The organism is Collinsella sp. MSK.8.10 (assembly GCF_019041915.1).
GTDB lineage: Bacteria > Actinomycetota > Coriobacteriia > Coriobacteriales > Coriobacteriaceae > Collinsella.
Window position 1 is genome coordinate 198,397 of sequence record NZ_JAHPYF010000001.1, and the last position, 18,557, is coordinate 216,953.

At 61.5% G+C, this 18,557-nt stretch carries 12 protein-coding genes and 2 pseudogenes; 8 read left to right on the top strand and 6 right to left on the bottom strand.

All coding sequences use genetic code 11. The annotated features are described in order from the left end of the window. Positions 1-57 precede the first annotated feature (57 nt). From KTF55_RS00835 to tet(W), 5 genes and pseudogenes are all read right to left on the bottom strand, one after another. A complete protein-coding gene (locus KTF55_RS00835; RefSeq protein ID WP_101677773.1) occupies positions 58-1,014 on the bottom strand; it encodes a ParB/RepB/Spo0J family partition protein in 957 nt (318 codons plus the stop codon). Continuing rightward, the gene (locus KTF55_RS00840; RefSeq protein ID WP_075279298.1) at positions 1,001-1,765 is read right to left on the bottom strand and encodes a ParA family protein; all 765 of its coding nucleotides are present in this window, start codon (positions 1,763-1,765) and stop codon (positions 1,001-1,003) included. The genes KTF55_RS00835 and KTF55_RS00840 overlap by 14 nt, the downstream gene beginning before the upstream one ends. Before the next feature lie 204 nt (positions 1,766-1,969). Then, positions 1,970-2,341, bottom strand: a complete 372-nt coding sequence (locus tag KTF55_RS00845; RefSeq protein WP_075279297.1) for a YraN family protein — start codon at positions 2,339-2,341, stop codon at positions 1,970-1,972. A 616-nt stretch (positions 2,342-2,957) separates the two neighbouring features. Continuing rightward, positions 2,958-3,149 (bottom strand): annotated as a pseudogene (locus KTF55_RS00850) (DUF4368 domain-containing protein); the annotation flags it as partial. Positions 3,150-3,157: 8 nt separating this feature from the next. Continuing rightward, positions 3,158-5,077, bottom strand: a complete 1,920-nt coding sequence (tet(W), locus tag KTF55_RS00855; protein ID WP_217107597.1) for a TetM/TetW/TetO/TetS family tetracycline resistance ribosomal protection protein — start codon at positions 5,075-5,077, stop codon at positions 3,158-3,160. Positions 5,078-6,176: 1,099 nt separating this feature from the next. On the opposite strand from tet(W), the gene KTF55_RS00860 reads away from it, so the two are divergent. The 8 genes and pseudogenes from KTF55_RS00860 (at position 6,177) to KTF55_RS00890 (ending at position 18,123) form a co-directional block, all read left to right on the top strand. After that, complete coding sequence (locus tag KTF55_RS00860) at positions 6,177-6,389, top strand: YlcI/YnfO family protein (RefSeq protein ID WP_172596416.1); 213 nt, start codon at positions 6,177-6,179, stop codon at positions 6,387-6,389. Positions 6,390-7,558: 1,169 nt separating this feature from the next. Next, positions 7,559-7,633: pseudogene (locus KTF55_RS10110) on the top strand (hypothetical protein); the annotation flags it as partial. A gap of 24 nt (positions 7,634-7,657) precedes the next feature. Continuing rightward, entirely contained in the window at positions 7,658-8,518 is an 861-nt protein-coding gene (locus tag KTF55_RS00865; protein ID WP_371736606.1) for a hypothetical protein, read from the top strand. A gap of 2 nt (positions 8,519-8,520) precedes the next feature. Further along, complete coding sequence (locus tag KTF55_RS00870; RefSeq protein WP_217107596.1) at positions 8,521-11,904, top strand: DEAD/DEAH box helicase; 3,384 nt, start codon at positions 8,521-8,523, stop codon at positions 11,902-11,904. Positions 11,905-11,907: 3 nt separating this feature from the next. Continuing rightward, positions 11,908-13,221, top strand: a complete 1,314-nt coding sequence (locus KTF55_RS00875) for a hypothetical protein (RefSeq protein ID WP_161155750.1) — start codon at positions 11,908-11,910, stop codon at positions 13,219-13,221. After that, a complete protein-coding gene (locus tag KTF55_RS00880; protein ID WP_079535895.1) occupies positions 13,208-14,419 on the top strand; it encodes a hypothetical protein in 1,212 nt (403 codons plus the stop codon). Before KTF55_RS00875 ends, KTF55_RS00880 begins: the two co-directional genes overlap by 14 nt. Beyond that, positions 14,406-16,349, top strand: a complete 1,944-nt coding sequence (locus tag KTF55_RS00885) for a DEAD/DEAH box helicase (RefSeq protein WP_217107595.1) — start codon at positions 14,406-14,408, stop codon at positions 16,347-16,349. Before KTF55_RS00880 ends, KTF55_RS00885 begins: the two co-directional genes overlap by 14 nt. A gap of 70 nt (positions 16,350-16,419) precedes the next feature. Next, the gene (locus tag KTF55_RS00890; protein WP_101677769.1) at positions 16,420-18,123 is read left to right on the top strand and encodes a DUF262 domain-containing protein; all 1,704 of its coding nucleotides are present in this window, start codon (positions 16,420-16,422) and stop codon (positions 18,121-18,123) included. A gap of 3 nt (positions 18,124-18,126) precedes the next feature. Here KTF55_RS00890 and KTF55_RS00895 read toward each other — a convergent pair whose 3' ends face one another. Then, positions 18,127-18,552 carry a hypothetical protein gene (locus tag KTF55_RS00895; RefSeq protein ID WP_099432718.1) on the bottom strand — a complete coding sequence of 142 codons (426 nt, stop codon included), beginning with the start codon at positions 18,550-18,552 and terminating at the stop codon, positions 18,127-18,129. Positions 18,553-18,557 lie beyond the last annotated feature (5 nt).

Sequence of the window (18,557 nt, forward strand, 5' to 3'; positions counted from 1 at the left end):
GAGGCCGCCCGGTCCCCAAGTGCTATGGACGCCCGACGCGATGTCGGACGCCATAGGCTACTTGCTGGATTTCGAATGCGAGGCCCTTCTTCGGACCTTCCGGGCTCCTGCGCCCGCCTCCGCGTAGGGCGCGGTCATGAGCGCCATCTCCCGCAGCAGCGAGAGGTCGGCAGCGCTCGGGCTCTCGGGCGGGCTCTCGAGGAAGTCGGCCACGAGCCTCGCGGCCTTCGCGATGCGCCCGTCGGGGCCGGCCTGCGTTTTGCTCTCGCTCCTCACGTAGTCGGAGAGCTCCCGCTTGGTGCGCCGCCAGGGCTCCATCGCGGCGTGCATCTCCGCCTGGCGCTCCTTCGGCATGCCCGCGAGCGAGCGCACCGCCTCGGCGCTGAGGTTGCCTCGGTCGGCCTCGGCGGCCCACTCGGGCGAGAGGTCCTCGGCGATCCTGCGGGCAAGCCTCTCCTCGCGCGCGATGGTCTTGCCGGAGACCTTGCGGCCCGTCTGCCGCTCGATGATGGCGGCCTTCACGTCGTCGACGCGCATGCCGGAAAGCGACGGGTCCTCGGAGCGCAGGCGCACGGCGTCGCCCCTGAGCGCCTCGGTCGCGGCGGCGCGCTCGGTCACGGTGAGCGCGCGGGTGAAGTAGTTCGCGGCGTGGAGCAGCGTCACCGCCCGCTCGTCGTCGATGCCCTCTATCACGCGGCAGGGCATCCTCTCGTAGGCGGGGTCGTCCTTGGCGAGCAGCGCGTAGGCGGCCTTGCGGCGGTGCCCGGAGACCATCTGCCACGAGCCGTCTCCGACCTTGCGCACCAGCGGCAGGTCGGTGAGGCCGTCCTGGCGTATCGACTCGGCGAGCTCGGCTATGCCGGCCGGGTCCATGGAGTACGCGGCGTTCGCCGGGTGGTCGGCGATGTCGGCCACCGCGATCTCGGACACCGGGTAGCGCCCGCGGGTGCGGGACGCGCCGTCGAGGAGCCCCGTGATGGTGAATCCCGCGGCCACCTGGCTAGGCGAGCTCACGGTACACCTCGTCGGCGAGGGCCTCGTAGTCGCGCGCGGGGCGGCTCCCCGGCTCGAAGGCGGCCACCGGCTTCCACTGCCAGCTGCCCTCGCAGACCTTGCTGCTCGCGTGTATGACCGTCTCGAACTGCTCGTCTGGGAAGAACCCGTCGAGCACGGCCGCGCCCGTGGTCTCGGCGTTGGTCATGCGGCCGGGCACGCAGGTGCGCAGTATCTTCCATCTGGGCGTGGGCATGCGCAGGGCGTCCGCGATTGAGCGCGTCGCCTCCACGGTGAGCGCCGTGCCGCGCATCACGGTGGAGTCGAGCTTCACGGGGATGACGACCATGCCGCCCTCCGCGGCGGCGAGGTAGGCGTTGAAGGCGAGCCTGCGCATCACGGGGCTGCAGTCGATGAGGCAGACGTCGTAGGAGCCCGAGGCGTCGTCGAGCGCGAACTTGAGGCGCTGCTCGCGCAGGAGCATCTCGTTCTGGTCGACGAGGTCGATGGTCGAGGCCACCACGTCGAGGTTCTCCCCGGCGGCGTAGGCGATCTCCTCCACGGGCGCGCCGCCGTAGAGCAGCTCGACCGATGTGCGCCGCTCGGAGGCGGCCCGGTCGTAGAGGCCGAAGAAGTCGGTGGCCGACGCCTGCGGGTCGAGGTCGACGAGCAGGGTCCGAAGGCCCCGGGCGGCGAAGATGGCCGCCAGGTTCACGGCGGTCGTCGTCTTGCCGACGCCGCCCTTGTAGTTGGAAATGGCTATCGTGCGCATGGGTCGCGTCCTCTCTAGCGTGGGGCGCGCCTCGCCGCATCCGGTCCGGCGCGCCCCGAGTCTCGGAGCGTCGGGACAAAATCGTACGGATTTGTCCGACAAGCGGAGTGTACCACGAAAACGTACGGATATGTACGCTTTCGTGGTACAGGGGCCGAGTTTCGGGGAAACCCGGCCCCGGGAGCCCGGGGCCGGGCGCGCCGCCTAGGAGAGCGGCTCCATCTCGCCGAAGCAGTTGACGTGGTGGCGCAGGAGCGCGCGGTTCTCCTTGACGACCATCATCGCCACCTCGTCGAAGCGGACCGGGGTGTCGGCGTAGTCGTCGCCGTTGCCGGCGAGCCACGTCGCCGCCAGCGCCTCGCGCAGCCCGCGCGCCCTGTGGGCCTCGGGGAAGCCGTCCGTCCCGATCCGGGCCGTGGCGTCGACGAACACCAGGGTCCCGTCCTCGTCCACCGCCACGAGGTCGATCCCGCCGATACCCTCGGGCCCCTGCCAGGCCTCGTCGACGATCTCGTAGCCCTTGCGCTCGAGGAAGGCCTTGACCGCGCCCATCGCCTTTTCCTTCATGTCGTTCATGTCTTGCTCCTTAGACTCTGAGGCCCGCCCCTGTGGCGTGCCTTGCGTCGCGTGAGTCGCATGCAGCGCGGGCGTGCCGGCAAGGGAGGAAACGAAGTCGGACGTGGTTGTAGAAATCTCCCGACGTCAGTTTTTCGCGTTGTTCGCGCGCGCAGCGCATGGGGCGAAGAACCCGAAAAAGTGTCGCGGCCCTTGCGGGCCGCCTGCCGGCGTGCGACCCTGCGCGTCCAAGGAGCGCCGGGGCGGGTTTCGGGTCGGAGGGGCGGAGGCGTGCGGCATGGAACCGGCCATGGGCGCCGAGACCCTCCGGGCATGGGATGCGGCCCGTCGGCGGTTGCCGGGGCGCTCGCGAGGGTTACGTCGGGACGTCGCGTGGAGGACGGAGGCGCGTTTCCGAGTCGCGGCGCCGCTACCCTAATCGGGACGGCCTCTCCCGTGCCGCTTGCGGCCGATGTGCGCACGAGATCGCTGGCGGTGAGGCTTTTCGTTGCGCGGAACGGCTACGGTGCTGCGCGACACGTCCGTTTGCTTATGTGTGATAAAGAAGCAATAGAAGTGCAAAAAATTTTGCCGTTCCTATCCGACACTTGGCCATTGTGTCGGATAGGTCGGGCGGTTATTCGGGCAAGTCAATCTTGCCGACAAAGCTGTAATAAATCTCAATGTCCTGCCTGCGGGTGCCGTTCTCATCATAGCTGCACTCATGCACCACAATTTTCTCGATCATTTCCCGCAAGAGAGTGGGGGTCAGTTCTTCAAAGGCAAGGTGCTTGCGGACAATGCCCATAAATTTCTCGGCGTTGACGGTAGGTATCTTTACATTACCTTCTGAAACATATGGCGCACCTTGTCCAGGCGGCTGTTTGGACGGCGGGGCTGGATGACCGGCTGACCGACAGCGGCCTGATATCCTTTCAGCTCTGTAAGGCATACGCTCCGCCCGTTGGTGTAAAAGGCCAGATCAGTACGGTATGCCTGTATACAGCGGGCGGGAATCTCGCCAGTAAAGACAACTTCATCCTTTTTTACCTGGGCCGTTTCGATGGTGGCACAGTATTTCGGTGCATCATGATAAGCCCTGGAAAGGTATTCCTGGGGCGCATAGAGGGTGAAGGAGAGATAAGGTTCCAGCAGCTGCGTCCCCGATTCCTTCAATGCCTGTTCCAATACAATCGGGGCCAATGAGCGGAAGTCCGCCGGCGTGCTGACCGGACTGTAATAAAGCCCGTATTCAAAGCAAATCTTACAGTCCGTTACGTTCCAGCCGAACAAGCCCTGCTCCAGCCCGTAACGGATACCATCCCTGACAGCGTTTTGAAAACTCTGGTTCAAGTATCCCAGCGAAACCCGGCTCTCGTATTGTACACCGGAGCCAAGCGGGAGTGGTGTAACAGACAGTCCTATGGATGCCCAAAACGGGTTGGGCGGCACCTCGATATGGATGGTGTGGCTGGCTGCTTTGAGCGGCCGCTCCATATAAATGAGGGAGGGTTCCTTTACCACTGTTTCAAGCTTGTATTTTTCCGACAGCAAAGCGGAAACAACCTCCAACTGCACCCGGCCCAAAAAAGAAAGAATGATCTCATGGGTGATGGAATCCACTTCGCAGCGCAAAAGCGGGTCAGTATCCGCAAGTTGCGTAAGAGCGTCCAGCAGCCGTTCTCTTTGCGCTGCCGTTTTCGGCGCAATCGTCGTCCGCAGCATGGGGAGGGGGTCCTCGCGCCACCTTTTACGAGGGAGCCGGGTTGGGTCCCCTAATACATCGTTTAACCTCACGCTGTCGCTGGGAAGGATAACAATTTCACCCGGATAAGCGGTGTCTGTCCGAACAATTTCCCCTTTGGATGGAATACGCATCTCTGTGATTTTCAGCTTTTCTCTCCCGGCCAGAGCCACCGTATCCCGCAGGCGCAGCGTTCCGCTGTATAGCCGCAAATAGATGAGCCGCTGGCCACAATCTGTATACTCCACCTTGAAAACGCTGCCGCATAGGGCGTCGCTCCCCTGTTCCCCAATCGGTTGGAACAGCCCTGTCACCGCATCCATCAACGGTTGAATGCCAAGGCCCTTTTTGGCGCTGCCATGATAGACCGGGAACAGGGAGGCGTCTTGAACCCGCCGCTGTTCCTCCTGCGCAAGTTCTTCCCGGCTGATTGGTTCTCCTGCGATATACTTTTCCAATAATTCATCGTTATTTTCGATGACCGCATCCCATGCTTCTATGTCGGTATTTTCCTCCAGGACTATTTCCGGGGACAGCGACACCGTCTGCTTGATGATAATATCGGCGGAGAGCTTATCCCGAACAGACTGATACACGCCCTGCAAATCAACGCCAGCCTGGTCGATCTTATTGATAAAGATAACGGTGGGAATGTCCATTTTCCGCAGGGCATGGAACAGAATACGGGTCTGGGCCTGCACACCATCTTTAGCGGAGATCACCAAGATGGCCCCATCTAAAACAGCCAAAGAGCGGTACACCTCCGCCAAAAAATCCATGTGGCCGGGCGTATCCACAATGTTGACTTTACATCTGTGCCACTGGAAGGAAGTGACTGCCGCTTGAATGGTAATCCCACGCTGCCGCTCCAAAAGCATGGTGTCCGTCCTCGTTGTCCCTTTTTCGACGCTCCCCGGTTCTGAAATGGCTCCGCTGGCATATAGCAGGCTCTCCGTCAAGGTTGTCTTTCCAGCGTCTACATGGGCAAGAATCCCGATATTGATAATGTTCATGTCTATCCTCCATACAAGGCCCAAATGGGCGCAAAAATCCCCAGCGGCTAATACTTTTACCGCTGGGGATCATGACTTCGGACAAACAGAAGTATGACGGCTTACATGAGCCGCTGTCCGTCACGATATTTACTAAAAAGGCAAAAGTATTCTTAAATTGGGTACAAAAACTAAGCCCCTGCAAGGGGCAATCATTTTTGCGCCCATTATCAAATTTTATTTAAGAATACCTTGCCGCATATTTTTTACTCCTTTTCTGTATTAAATCATTGTATCACATCAGTTTTAGGAAAGCAAGTACCTAAAAGAAATTTTTCTTCCCCTTATATGTAACAATCATACCGGCTTCCTAGCGTTCAGAATGTTTTCTGCTGTCTGCTGTGGTGTTTGGTTGGAATTGTCCAACCAAAAGCCGATCCGTGGTGTTGTCTGCATTTTACTAAATACAAATTCAATGTATACAGAAAGATATAAGGAGTGGGAGGGATTCCGCCGTAGTTGGCATTGTAGGAAAATCCAAAAGTTTAGATTTTCCCACAATGCTTATCTTTTGGTCTTTGGTTCGGAATAGTGTAGTGCTGGCGGTCTATCTCTTGTTTTCGGTTGCTTGCTTCCTTACCGTACATGAGCATTGAGAGAAGGAGACAAGCAGATGTTGGGTTACGAAGAAAAGATATAGCGCCTCGAACTGCTCGACGCGGTGGCAGATGCCGGGAGGCTGGCGAGGGGCCTGGACCAGCTGCTCGAGTCCCTGGCTCACGCCGACCAGCTGGACCCGCTCGACGTCGAGGGGGTCCTGGCCCTGAGGTCTATAAGCGAGAGGTGTGCCGAGCGCATCGGCGACGCGGCGCGCATCCTGGAGGCTCAGAACGAGGTCCTCTATGCGGAGGAGCGGGCCAAAGTCAAACCGCGCGATAACTGAGGAACGAAACCCGGTCCGGAAACTGTTCCTTGATTCCGGCCGGATGATCTTCTCCGCCGCCCGGTGTCGCATTGTGTCCGAGCGGCTGATGTCCCCCTATTCCCAGTGCCGCGGCGTACCGCTGCGTTATAATTCAGAAAACGCATTTGTATTGCATTTCGAGGGATAGAGGCGCGAATGTCTAACGGCTATAAGGAGCTCATCAAGGGTAACCCCGGCGAGACCGAGATCAGGAGCTTCCTGGTAAACGGCGACCAGGTATCTGTGACCCTGCGCATCCCCGACACCCTGCGCGACGCGGCGAAGGAGGAGGCTGCCCTTCGCGGCATGAGCTTCTCCGCCTTTGTGCGCACTTGCATGATCGAAGAGCTCGCGAAGAAGGGACAATAGCCCGTGACGGAGCCAATGCACGACATCTCGGTCGAAGGCTTCATAGAGTCCTTCGACCGCCGATACCCGACTTTCATTCTCAAGACGTTGCTGTGCGACCGCACTACGGGGCGCAACATCATATGGGCCGACAACGAATACGAGGCCCTAGGCGACGGCTACATGGGCGATGACGAGATGACCGTCGAGAAGATCACGGGCATGAACTCCGGCGTCATCAAGCCGCGCATCGCCAAAGAGCAGGAGAAGCAATCCCAGCGCACCAAGAGCCGCGCCGAGGTGTTCACCCCGTCATGGCTGTGCAATCAGATGAACAACGACTTGGACGAGGCTTGGTTCGGCCGGCGCGATGTCTTCAACACCGAGATCGTTGCGGATGATGGCGCCAATACATGGACGCCGACTAGTGATCCAATCGAATTTCCAAAGTCAAAGGGACACGGCTGGCGCGCATACGTGGAGGCTACGCGGCTCGAGATCACGTGTGGCGAGGCGCCGTTTGTGTGCTCGCGCTACGACACCGTGACGGGAGACGAGCTACCCGTAAGCGAGCGCGTAGGCTTCCTTGACCGCAAGCTTCGCGTTGTGACCGAGAAGACCAAGACTCGCAAGGAATGGGTGCGCCGGGCCCTCGACGCGCTGCGCGCGACGTACGGCTTCGAGTACCAGGGCGACAACCTGCTTATTGCTCGCGTCAATGTGCTCGAGACGTTCGTCGAGCATCTCCGCAATCGCTGGGGGTCGGGCCCCCAACAGGACGAGCTCGAGCAGGCGGCATGGATCGTTTCCTGGAACTTCTGGCAGATGAACGGCTTCACAGACGCCGTGCCCACCAACAAGATGGGCGCCGAGGTGGAGTCGACCCTGGGGACGTTCGAGGAGCCCGAGCCGGAGCCGATGCAACCGTCGCTTTTCGACCTGTTCGATGACGTATTCCCCGACGAGACAACCGAAGAGACCAAAGAAGAGGAGCCAAGGGAAACGGTTCCCCTCTGCGTGATATACGACTGGCAGAACGGCGAGCCCTTCGAGTTCGCCGCATTGAAAGGTGAGGCAGCAATTATGGGAAAGAAGTTCTATGCGGTAATCGGTAATCCCCATATCAGCTTTCAGTGGCGGAACAAGATTCTGGCAATAAGACCTATGCACCGCCCATCTATCACGAGTTTATGGACTCGGCGTTCAAGGTTTCCGACAAGGTGGAGCTTGTCACTCCCGCTAGATTCCTATTTGACGCCGGCTCAACCCCAAAGGCCTGGAACAGGAAGATGCTTAACGACCCCCATTTCAAAGTGATGAGCTATAAAGCGGATGCGTCCAGCGCCTTTCCGAATACCGACATCAAGGGCGGTGTTGCCGTTACCTATCGAGATGCTGATCGGGATTTCGGTGCGATAGAAGTGTTCACACATTTCGATGAGCTTCGTACCATCAAAGAGAAGGTTGTAAAACATGGCATCCAACCCCTCGGCGATATCATCTTCGCGGCCGATAGCTACCACTTCACTGAAGCCATGCACGAAGACCATCCCGAGATTCGTTATGTTGACGACGACCATGGTCTGTTGAGCAAGAACCACGACTATGACCTTAAGACAAACGTTCTCGACAACCTTAACAATGTAGTTTTCTTTGACGAGATGCCTGGCGACGGAGATAGTTGCATCAGAATCTTTGGCAGAGGTCGCGCCGGAAGAGCTTACAAGTTCATTTCCGCCAGATATATCGCTCCGCATCCGAACCTCGACAAATGGAAAGTACTTGTTCCTGCCGCCAACGGATCGGGCGCGCTTGGAGAAGTGCTTTCTACGCCCTTAATAGGGCGGCCCTTAATAGGGCATACGCAGTCCTTCATAAGCATTGGCAGTTTCAATTCCGAAGCGGAAGCTACGGCTCTCCTCAAATACATAAAATCGAAGTTCGCTCGGACCATGCTCGGAATTCTGAAGATTACGCAGCACAATCCCGCACCAAAATGGAAGTATGTCCCCCTACAGGACTTTACTTCTGACTCCGACATCGATTGGTCGCAGTCTGTTGCTGACATCGACCGTCAGCTCTATGCGAAGTACGGCCTCGACGACGAGGAGATTCAGTTCATCGAATCCCATGTGAAGGAGATGGACTAGCAATGGCGAGCATCGACATCTCCCAGATCATCGAGACCACCGCTCCCGCGGTGCCGCAGATCTATGCCTACACCACGCCCGAGATCGTCCGCCACAACGGCTGGACCAAGATCGGCTACACCGAGCAGGACGTGCGCGAGCGAATCAAACAGCAAACGCACACCGCCGACGTGCAGTGGCATCTGGAGTGGAGCGGCAACGCCACGTGGGAGCACCGTGCGGGCACGTTCCATGACACCGACTTCCACGCCTACCTCGAGAAGCAGGGCGTCGAGCGCGAACCCAAGAAGGAATGGTTCAAGATTAGCGGCGAGGAGTCTCACCAGCAGTTCTACCGGTTCCGCGACACCGACGGCGTGCTGGACGCACCCGGCGCTGCCTCCTACACCCTGCGCGCCGAGCAGCAGCGCGCAGTGGAGCAGACGGGAGCCTTCGCCCGCGCCCATTGGGACGAGGGCGGCGCGCACGGCGGCGAGTTCCTGTGGAACGCCAAGCCGCGCTTCGGCAAGACGCTCACCGCATACGACCTGTGCCGCAGTATCGGCGCGCAGAAGGTGCTCATCGTCACCAACCGCCCTGCCATCGCCAACTCCTGGTACGACGACTACGTGAAGTTCGTGGGCTTGGAGGGCGGCTACCGCTTCATCAGCGGCGTGGACGCTCTGACCGGCAAGCCCTACTGCCTCAGCCGCGAGGAGTACCTGCGCGCCATCCGCAACGACCCGGAAGGCCCCAAGGGGTTCATCGAGTTCGTGAGCCTTCAGGACCTCAAGGGCTCCATCCGCTTCGGCGGCGTGTACCAGAAGCTCGACGAGGTGGCCGACCTCACCTGGGACGTGCTCATCATCGACGAGGCACACGAGGGCGTGGACACCTTCAAGACCGACGTGGCATTCGACCACATCAAGCGCCGCTTCACGCTGCACCTCTCTGGCACGCCCTTCAAGGCCATCGCAAACGAGAAGTTCGCCGACGACGCCATCTACAACTGGACCTATGCCGACGAGCAGCAGGCCAAGCGTGACTGGCCTGCCGACTCTGAGCAGCCGAACCCCTACGCCAACCTCCCCAAGCTCAACCTGCTCACCTACCAGATGAGCGACATCGTCGAGCAGGAGGCCCGCGGCGGCATGGAGATTGATGGCGAGCAGACCGAGTTCGCCTTCGACCTCAACGAGTTCTTCTCGACCAAGCACAACGGCGGCTTCGTGCACGACGCCGACGTGGATAAGTTCCTCGACGCGCTCACCACGCAGGAGAAGTTCCCGTTCTCGACACCCGGGCTGCGCGACGAGCTGCGTCACACGTTCTGGATGCTCAACCGCGTCGACTCCGCCCGCGCCCTCGCCAAGAAGCTGCAGGCGCACCCCGTCTTCAAGGATTACGAGGTGGTACTCGCTGCTGGCGACGGCAAGATCGACGCCGATGACGAGAACGAGAAATCGCTCGACAAGGTACGCCGCGCGATCAAGGACCACGACAGGACCATCACCCTTTCGGTCGGCCAGCTGACCACGGGCGTGACCGTGCCGGAGTGGACCGCCGTGCTCATGCTCTCGAACATGGCGAGCCCCGCACTGTACATGCAGGCGGCCTTCCGCAGCCAGAACCCGTGCCTGTTCGACCTGGGCGGCGGCAACTACGCGCGCAAGGAGAACGCCTACGTCTTCGACTTCGACCCGGCGCGCACGCTTACTATCTTTGAGCAGTTCGCCAACGACCTGTACGGCGAGACCGCGCGCGGCGGCGGCGATGTCGAAACGCGCGAGCGCCATATCCGTCAGTTGCTGAACTTCTTCCCCGTCTACGGCGAGGACGAAGAGGGGCAGATGGTCGAGCTCGACGCCGAGCAGGTGCTCAGCGTGCCGAGGCGCATCCATGCCCGCGAGGTGGTCAGGCGCGGCTTTATGAGCAACTTCCTGTTCCAGAACATCGCGAGCGTCTTCCGCGCGCCGGCAGAGGTCGTGGAGATCATCCAGCGCTTCGATCCCTACGAGCAGGGCAAGGCACAGAACGCCGAGAAGAACAAGGTCGAGATCGATGAGGGCACGGCCGACGAGCTCTCCATCAACGACGAGGGCGAGGTGGAGATTCCCGACGAGCAGGTCGTAGGCAAGGCTGCGGACATCTTCGGGCCGAAGGTCTACGGCGACATCGCCGTCGAATTCTCAGGCCACATGGACGACATCGCGAAAGCCCACGAGGCCGATGACGACGATCGGGTGATGCTCGACAACCTCAAGGAGGCCTTCAAGCAGAGCGTGACCGCGCCTCTGGTACAGGCCGCCAAGGAGAGCTACGGCAGCGAGCTCAAGCCGCGCCAGCAGCAGCAGATCGAGCGCAAGGTCCAGGCGGACGCCGACATCCAACTCAACCGCCAGGTCGGCAACTACCAGATTCAGGCGCGCCGCATCGAGCAGTCGCGCAAGGACGAGCTCAAGGCGGCGACAAGCGAGACCGAGCGCGCCGAGGTGAACAAGCGCCATGACGAGCAGAAAGCGGAGGCGTTCCAGACGCTCGCCCAGAAGCTCGAGGACTCCCGCGAGGAGCTCGTGCAACGCGCCGGCGAGACCGTGGTGCGCGAGGTGGAGACGGCGAAGAAAGAGGACGAGAAGCAGGGCATCGAGGACAAGGTGCGCGCTCATCTGCGCGGCTTCTCGCGTACCATCCCGTCGTTCCTCATGGCCTACGGCGAAGAGGGCACGACGCTCGCGAACTTCGACACCGTGATCCCCGCTGACGTCTTCCAGGACGTCACGAGCATCACCGTTGATGAGTTCCGCTTTTTGCGTGATGGCGGCGACTACACCGATGGCGAGACCGGCGAGGTAAAGCGCTTCGTTGGGCACCTCTTCGACGAGGTCGTATTCAACGACTCCGTGAGCGAGTTCATCAAGCTGCGCGAACGCCTGGCCAATTACTTCGACGAGTCCCAGACAGAGGACATCTTCGACTACGTGCCGCCCCAGAAGACCAATCAGATCTTCACGCCGCGCAACGTCGTGGTTCAGATGGTGGACCTCTTCGAGAAGGAGAACCCGGGCTGCTTCGATGACCCGAGCCACACCTTCGCCGACCTGTATATGAAGTCTGGCCTCTACATCACCGAGATCATCAAGCGCCTGTACCGAAGCGAGGGCATGAAGGCCGCCTTCCCGGACGACCGCGAGCGTTTGGACCACATCCTGGAGCATCAGGTGTTCGGCATCGCGCCCACCAAGATTATCTACGAGATTGCCACCCACTTCATCCTGGGTTTCCACGACGAGGTCGGCCAAGGATGTGACTCTAACTTCGAGCTCGCGGACGCCGCGGAGCTCGCCAAGGAGGGCACGCTGGAGGCATACGTCGAGCGCGTCTTCGGGCCCAAGCTGGGCGAGGCGTAGCGCGTGGCGGAAGTAGTCGACAGCAAACAGGATGGGCGTGCAGAGGCTGCGCGAGCGGCGGTGAGTGCGGCACGGCGTGAGGATACCGAACTTTGCGCCCGCCTGGTCTTTCGCGTCTCGCGCAATGAGCTAAGGCGCGTGGGGATCACCACGCCCATCGCTCTCTACGATGAGCTGAAGCAGGTCTTCTGGAACGCAGACGAGGGCGTCACCCTGGGCGACCACCTCTCTGTCGGGTTCGGCAAGGTCGACCGCCGCCGTCAGGTGCGCGCCTTCGCCGAGCGCCATGCGGACGAGCCCAGAAACGTCGCCGCGAAAGCCTACGAGCGCGAATACGGCTTCAGCGCAGGCATCGCCGCGATATGGCTCGACCTGTTCGCCGAGCCCGCGGACGTGAGCTTCTCGGAGTGGCTTGGCGTCGAGGTCGCTGAATGCCCGACGGGCGCCCCGGCCTCCCGTGCGGATGTGCCCGTAGCGCACGACACCGAGCGCGAGGCACCCACCCTCGAGGGCTTCCTTGCCCGGGAGCTTGCCGGCCGCATCTGCGACGAAGGCCTCGTGCGTCGGCGCTTCGCCTTCGAGTTTCCCGACGATCCGCCCGAAGCGCTCGACCGCGGCATCGAGGATGCGGGCTACTACGAGGACCGCGGCTTGCTCTTCCGAGAAGGGAGCACCCCGAACGACCACTTCACGCGGCTGCTGGCCGAGCATCCGTCTTTCGCGAAGGGCGACGCCGGCTTCGAGAACGCCGTGTGGCAGCACCCCGCCTTCCGCCAGGTGCTGCGCCAGGCGCTTTCGGACCACCGCTTACTTCTCTACGAGGGCGACAGCTACATCTCGTTCTCGCGGCTGCACGACGTGCTAGGCGCGCGCATGGCGGACATCGAGTCGTACGCGCCCGCGGTGAGCGTGGATGCGCCCGAAGGCGAGCCCTTCACCGTGGCGAGCCTGCGCGCGGGCGGCGCCACTCCGCATCCGCTGTACGGGCTGGACATGCCCGACGACTTCTACGAGGGACTGCTCGACGCGGGAGGGCTCCTGCGCAGCTGCACGCTCGCCGGAACCAAGGTGTTCGTCGCCGGAGGCGAGGGGCGGCTTTCCGCAGCCGACCTCATCGAGTGGATCGTCGCCCACCATGAGGGAATCGAGCGCGATGACCTGCCGAGACTGCTCGCGAACGATCTGGGCATCACGTGCCCGGCACCGCTTCTGACGACGACCATTTACAACTCCGACGTCTACTACGACGACATCGGGGACGCATATTACTCATCCATGGAGGCATGGAAGAAGGAGGCACGAAATGAGCTTGCTTGAGGAAGGGATCGCGACTGGCAACGTCCTGCCGACGGGTCGCAAGGAGAAGCACTCCATCGACAACGTGACGCGCGACTTCGACATCTACCGCATCAAGTGCGATCTGCTGTTCTACAACGACCAGAACGACCGCATCGCCACTTGGGTAAGCGAGTACAACTCCGCGCAGGGCGCGGATCTGCTCGCCCTTGGCCGCGACGAGTACAACGGCGTCATCGAGGACTTCATCGTCGAGAGCAACCCCGGCGCGCTCAGGAAGACCGAGAAGAGCATCGCCCTTCGCGGCCAGCTTAGGCCGGGCATCGTGCTCAACGACGGACGCGTCATCGACGGCAACCGACGCCTGACCTGCGTCCGCCGCCTCGCGCGGGCGAACAACGAGGCGGGCTGGTTCGAGGCCGCCATCCTCGACGACGCCACAGGCAGCGACCCCAAGCGCATCAAGCTGCTCGAGCTCGCCATCCAAATCGGCGAAGAGGAGAAGGTGGCGTACGATCCCGTCGACCGCCTCGTCGGCGTATACCGCGACGTGGTTAAGAACCACCTCATAACCCCTGCGGAGTACGGCAACGCGACGGGCATGACCGAGGCGGAGGTGAAAAAACTCGTCGACCGCGCCCAGTACATGGAGGAGTTCCTCGAATTCTGCCAGGCCCCCGAGCAGTACCACCTCGCCCGCGCCCTCAAGGTCGATGGCCCCTTGGGCGAGTTCAGCCGCGTGCTGAAGAAGTACGACAACAGGCGCGACAAACAGCTTGTCAAACGACTCATGTTCGCCAACATGGTGGTGCAGCCCGAGGGCGACATCACCCGATACGTGAGAGACTTCGGCAGCGTGGCAGGCACGGATGCGGAGGCCGACTTCAAGGCCGCCGAGCTGCAGGCCATGTCCGAGCTCCTCGAGAAGATGGGTCCCGACGCCCTCACGCGCGAGAAGGTGAGCGAGCTGCGCTCGGACGGCAACCTCGTCGACGGCTTCAAGCGCGCAGGCGACCGCGCAAGAGAGACCGTGCGCCGCGTCAAGCTCATGGACACGCCCGCCAAGAAATCCGCCGACTGCCTCTCCGAGCTCGAGAAGATCCTTCCCGAGATGCTCGACGTGCTGGGACCCGACGAGCTCGAGAAGGTGCGCCGCAACCTCGTTGCCGTCGCCGACAAGGTGGAAGAGCTGATCGGTGAGATCGATGAGCGCGCCTAGGGCCGTCGTCTGCTACGACGAGGCGCGCCCCGGCATGTACCTGCGCATCGAGGGGCAAGACATCGCCTCGTTCATGGCCTCGACCGCATGGCGCGCCTGGCTGTACTACCCGGCGAGCGCCGTCGACGGCACCGATCGCGACCGCATCCTACTCGACGGCGGCATGGGCCTTCGCGAGTGCCAGGACATGCTCGAGGCGATCATGGAGGCCGACGGCCACGGCGTCGAGGTCGCGGTTGACCCGAGCTTCGGCGCCTTCGTGAACGCCGGCGAGACCTACATCCGCGAGCGCTCCGAGGTGGGGTTGGCCATCAAGGCGCAGACCGCCGAGGGCATCGCCGACGACCCCCAGCTGGGGCCGCGCTTCCGGGAGTTCCGCGACGTAGTGAACGCCTCGATGGTGCGTCCCCTGCGCGACCGGCAGATGCTCGACGCCTTCTTCATGGCGACGGTTGGGCGCGCGGCCGACTTCTCGGTGCCCGGCGCCGGCAAGACCGCGACGGTGCTCGGCGTGTTCGCCTACCTTCGCCATTTGGGGCTCGCGCGCCGCATCGTGGTGGTTTGCCCCAAGAACGGCTTCGAGTCGTGGGAGAAGGAGTGGGTCGCCACCTTCGGGGATAAGCTGCCTTTGAGCTGCTTCTCGCTGGGAGACCCCGCCATAGCGGCGATGTCGACCGAGCGCAGGCGCAACGCGCTGTCGCTCGACAGCGGCGCGTGCAACCTGTTCACGTTCAACTACGAGTCGCTCTCGGGCTACGTGCGGGAGCTGCATGCCATCATCCCCGACCAGACCCTGCTCGTCTTCGACGAGGTGCACCGGGTGAAGGCCATCGGCGGCAGGCGCGCGGAAGCCGCGCTCGAGGCGGCCGACGGCGCGAAGTTCGTGATCGCCCTTACGGGAACGCCCATCCCGAACACCTACCAGGACATCTACAACCTGCTGCACATCCTGTACCCCGAGGACTACGACACGTTCTTCGGCTACGAGCCGGGCGAGCTCCGCGCGCCCGATGCGGACCTCCAGGCAAGCCTCAACGACAGCCTGGCGCCCTTCTTCTGCCGAACGAACAAGGACGAGCTCGGCGTGCCGCGCCCGGAGCCCGACGAGATCGTGGAGGTCGAGGCGACGCCCGATGAGGACACATTGCTGCGAGTCCTGTACGCGTCTTGCCCCAACGCGCTCGCGAGGATCATACGCACCCTGCAGCTCGAGAGCGACCCCGAGATGCTCTGCTCTGCAGTGGACCCAGGCGACCTCGAGTACGTGCTCGACCAGGTCGGCGATGACTACTCGGATATCGACTACGTCGACTTCTCGCAGACGTTCTACGAGGCCATCGAGCGAAGCCGCCCGAGCTCGAAGCTCGTGGCGTGCGAGCGGCTCGTGGAGCGCATCGTCGCCGAAGGCCGCCCCGTCATAGTATGGTGCATCTTCGTACGCAGCATCAGCAACCTCCGCCGCGACCTCGCCGCCATGGGGATTCCGGCAGAGGCGATCTACGGCGCCACGCCACAGGAAGAGAGACGCGAGATTCTAGACGACTTCCGCGCGGGGCGCTTCAGGGTGCTCGTGACCAACCCGCAGACGCTTGCCGAGTCGGTCTCTCTGCACAGCGTCTGCCACGACGCGGTGTATTTCGAGTACAGCTACAACTTGGTGCACCTGCTGCAGTCAAAGGACCGCATACACCGTCTGGGCCTGCCCGACGACCAGAAGACGCGCTACTACTTCATGCGCGAGAAGTTCATGCGCGACGGCAGGGAGCTATCCCTCGACGCCGTGATCTACGACCGCTTGAAGGAGAAGGAGCAGACGATGCTCGACGCCATCGACCGCGGCTGCCTTGAGGGCGGCTACCTCGATGACGAGGACCTGCGTATCGTCTTCGAGCGCCTGCTGGGAGAAGATGCCAAGAGCCTGGAATACTAAGAGGCCGAACGGCGCACTGACGATATTGGCTCATAAGTAACAACTGCGAAGGAAAGATAGGGCTTTAAGGATGGATGCAGGAAAATCTACGATAAGCGGCGTGTTCAACGGATCGCGCCTGCTCGAAATACCTTTCTACCAAAGGGCGTACGTCTGGGGAGAAGAGCAATGGGAGCGCTTCCTCGGCGACATGGAGTTCGTCACGGCTTCGAAGCGACCTTATTTCCTGGGCTCGATCATCCTGAAGCAAGCCTCCTCCGGCAACACTTGGTCCGAGGTGTCCGAGGTTCGCACAGTCATCGACGGCCAGCAGCGCCTCACGACCATGGTCATCTTCTTCAAGGCACTCTGCGCGAGAATCGACGCCGATAGGCTGTTCGAGCGAGATTTCGTCCTGGAGACCGGCGAAGTCGCCTTGAGACATGGCAAGTACGACCGGCAGGATTTCGAGAAGGTCGTCAGCGCCACGGGCTGCGAGCCTGTCGAGGGCTCCTCGTCCATCGTCCTTGCCTACAACTATTTCCTCAAGAACATCGACCCAGAGAAGGTCGACAGGAACACGATCAAGTCGAACGTCCAGTTCGTCTGCATCGATCTCACCGAGGGCGAGGACGAGCAGCAGATATTCGACACCATCAACTCGCTCGGGGTGCGCCTGACGACGGCGGAGCTCCTCAAGAACTACTTCTTCAACCGCGAGAACGAGCAGGCGTTCAAGGAGTGCTGGGAGGACGTCTTCGAACCCACGGCGGAGAAGAGGGAGTATTGGGAGCAGGAGGTCGTTACCGGGCGCATCAAGCGCACGCTCGTCGACCTGTTCTTCGACGCGTTCCTCCAGATCCTGGTTCAGGACAAGAAGCGCGGCGTCACGACCGAGGACAAGCTCTTCTATTCGCGCACGTCCAACCTCTTCCAGTCCTACAAGGACTTCATCGGCAGGTACTGCAACGGAGACAAGGACGAGATCCTCGACAGCATGAAGGCGTATGCCGAGGTGTTCGAGTCCACGTTCGACCCCGGCTACTGCGACGCGGACATCCCCTCCGCTCCCGGCGTCGAGCGCCTGAACGTGCTGATATTCGGCCTCAAGAACTCGACGCTCATCCCGTACGTGCTCTACGTTCGCAAGAACGCGGAGTCTTCGGGCGAGGAATCCGAGGTCTTCGCCCTGCTTGAGAGCTACATCGTCCGCCGAACGCTGGTTCAGGCGACCACGAAGAACTACAACAGGCTGTTCACCTCGCTGATCCTGAACGAGGTGAAGGACGCGGAGACGCTGAGGAAGGCTCTTGAAGCAAACGAAGAGGCGACGACGTACATGCCCGGCGATGACGAGGTTCGAAGGGCGTTCGAGGAATCGTGTCTGTACAACCTTCAGTCCAAGGGCGTTCTCTATCTGCTGGAAAGCGCCATTCGCCCAGGCATGAGCAGCACGGCCCTGCTCGGGTTCAACCAGTACACCCTCGAACACATGATGCCCAAGAAGTGGCGCAACAAATGGGGAGCCCTCGACGATGAGGCTGCCACGCGAAGGGACAGGAAGCTCCTCACGCTCGGCAACCTCGCCATCATCACGCATTCGCTCAACGCCTCCATCCGCGATGCCGATTGGCCCACCAAGAAGCAGGGAAAGGGATACAAGGACGGTCTTGCCCTCTGCGCCGCCGGCCTTGCGACCATGGCCGGCGCCCTGGAGAAGGAGTCTTGGGACGAGGGCGATATCGCCGATCGCGCCGAATGGCTTGCGGACAAGGCGTTGGAGGTCTGGCGTTAAACCTTACATGCGCCCCATCTCGAAGATGCTTGCGGTGTCGGAGCCCGCATCCATGACGGATGTTGTCGGCTCTTCCAAATGCGAGGTTTGCGGTGGCGCTTCCGTCACTGGTGCCTCAACCCCCTCGCCGAGCGCCAGGAAGAACCTCATCACGAGCTCGATCCTCTGCTGCAGGGACTCGCTCAGCTCGCCGTAGGAGGCCGCCAGCCGTACTTCCTTGGACAACTCCGCCATCGAGTCCTTCAACGCCTTCTGCACGCTTACAGAGGGCCTCACCTCGACCTGGGTATCGGTGAGCTTGGCGATGATGTAGTCCTGCCTGCTCATGCCGCTCCAGGCTGCCATCTCGCATATGAGCTTGTGCTCCTCGGGCGTGCAGCGAAACGCCATCGTCTTGCTGCGCTTGCGGGCGCTGTTCTCGCACGGCATCTTGC

Bases quoted from the DNA above. Each gene is read 5' to 3' on its own strand.
- KTF55_RS00840 (WP_075279298.1), bottom strand. From the start codon at position 1,765: ATGCGCACGATAGCCATTTCCAACTACAAGGGCGGCGTCGGCAAGACG.
- KTF55_RS00845 (WP_075279297.1), bottom strand. From the start codon at position 2,341: ATGAACGACATGAAGGAAAAGGCGATGGGCGCGGTCAAGGCCTTCCTC.
- KTF55_RS00860 (WP_172596416.1), top strand. From the start codon at position 6,177: ATGTCTAACGGCTATAAGGAGCTCATCAAGGGTAACCCCGGCGAGACC.
- KTF55_RS00865 (WP_371736606.1), top strand. From the start codon at position 7,658: ATGCTTAACGACCCCCATTTCAAAGTGATGAGCTATAAAGCGGATGCG.
- KTF55_RS00870 (WP_217107596.1), top strand. From the start codon at position 8,521: ATGGCGAGCATCGACATCTCCCAGATCATCGAGACCACCGCTCCCGCG.
- KTF55_RS00880 (WP_079535895.1), top strand. From the start codon at position 13,208: ATGAGCTTGCTTGAGGAAGGGATCGCGACTGGCAACGTCCTGCCGACG.
- KTF55_RS00885 (WP_217107595.1), top strand. From the start codon at position 14,406: ATGAGCGCGCCTAGGGCCGTCGTCTGCTACGACGAGGCGCGCCCCGGC.
- KTF55_RS00890 (WP_101677769.1), top strand. From the start codon at position 16,420: ATGGATGCAGGAAAATCTACGATAAGCGGCGTGTTCAACGGATCGCGC.
- KTF55_RS00895 (WP_099432718.1), bottom strand. From the start codon at position 18,552: ATGCCGTGCGAGAACAGCGCCCGCAAGCGCAGCAAGACGATGGCGTTT.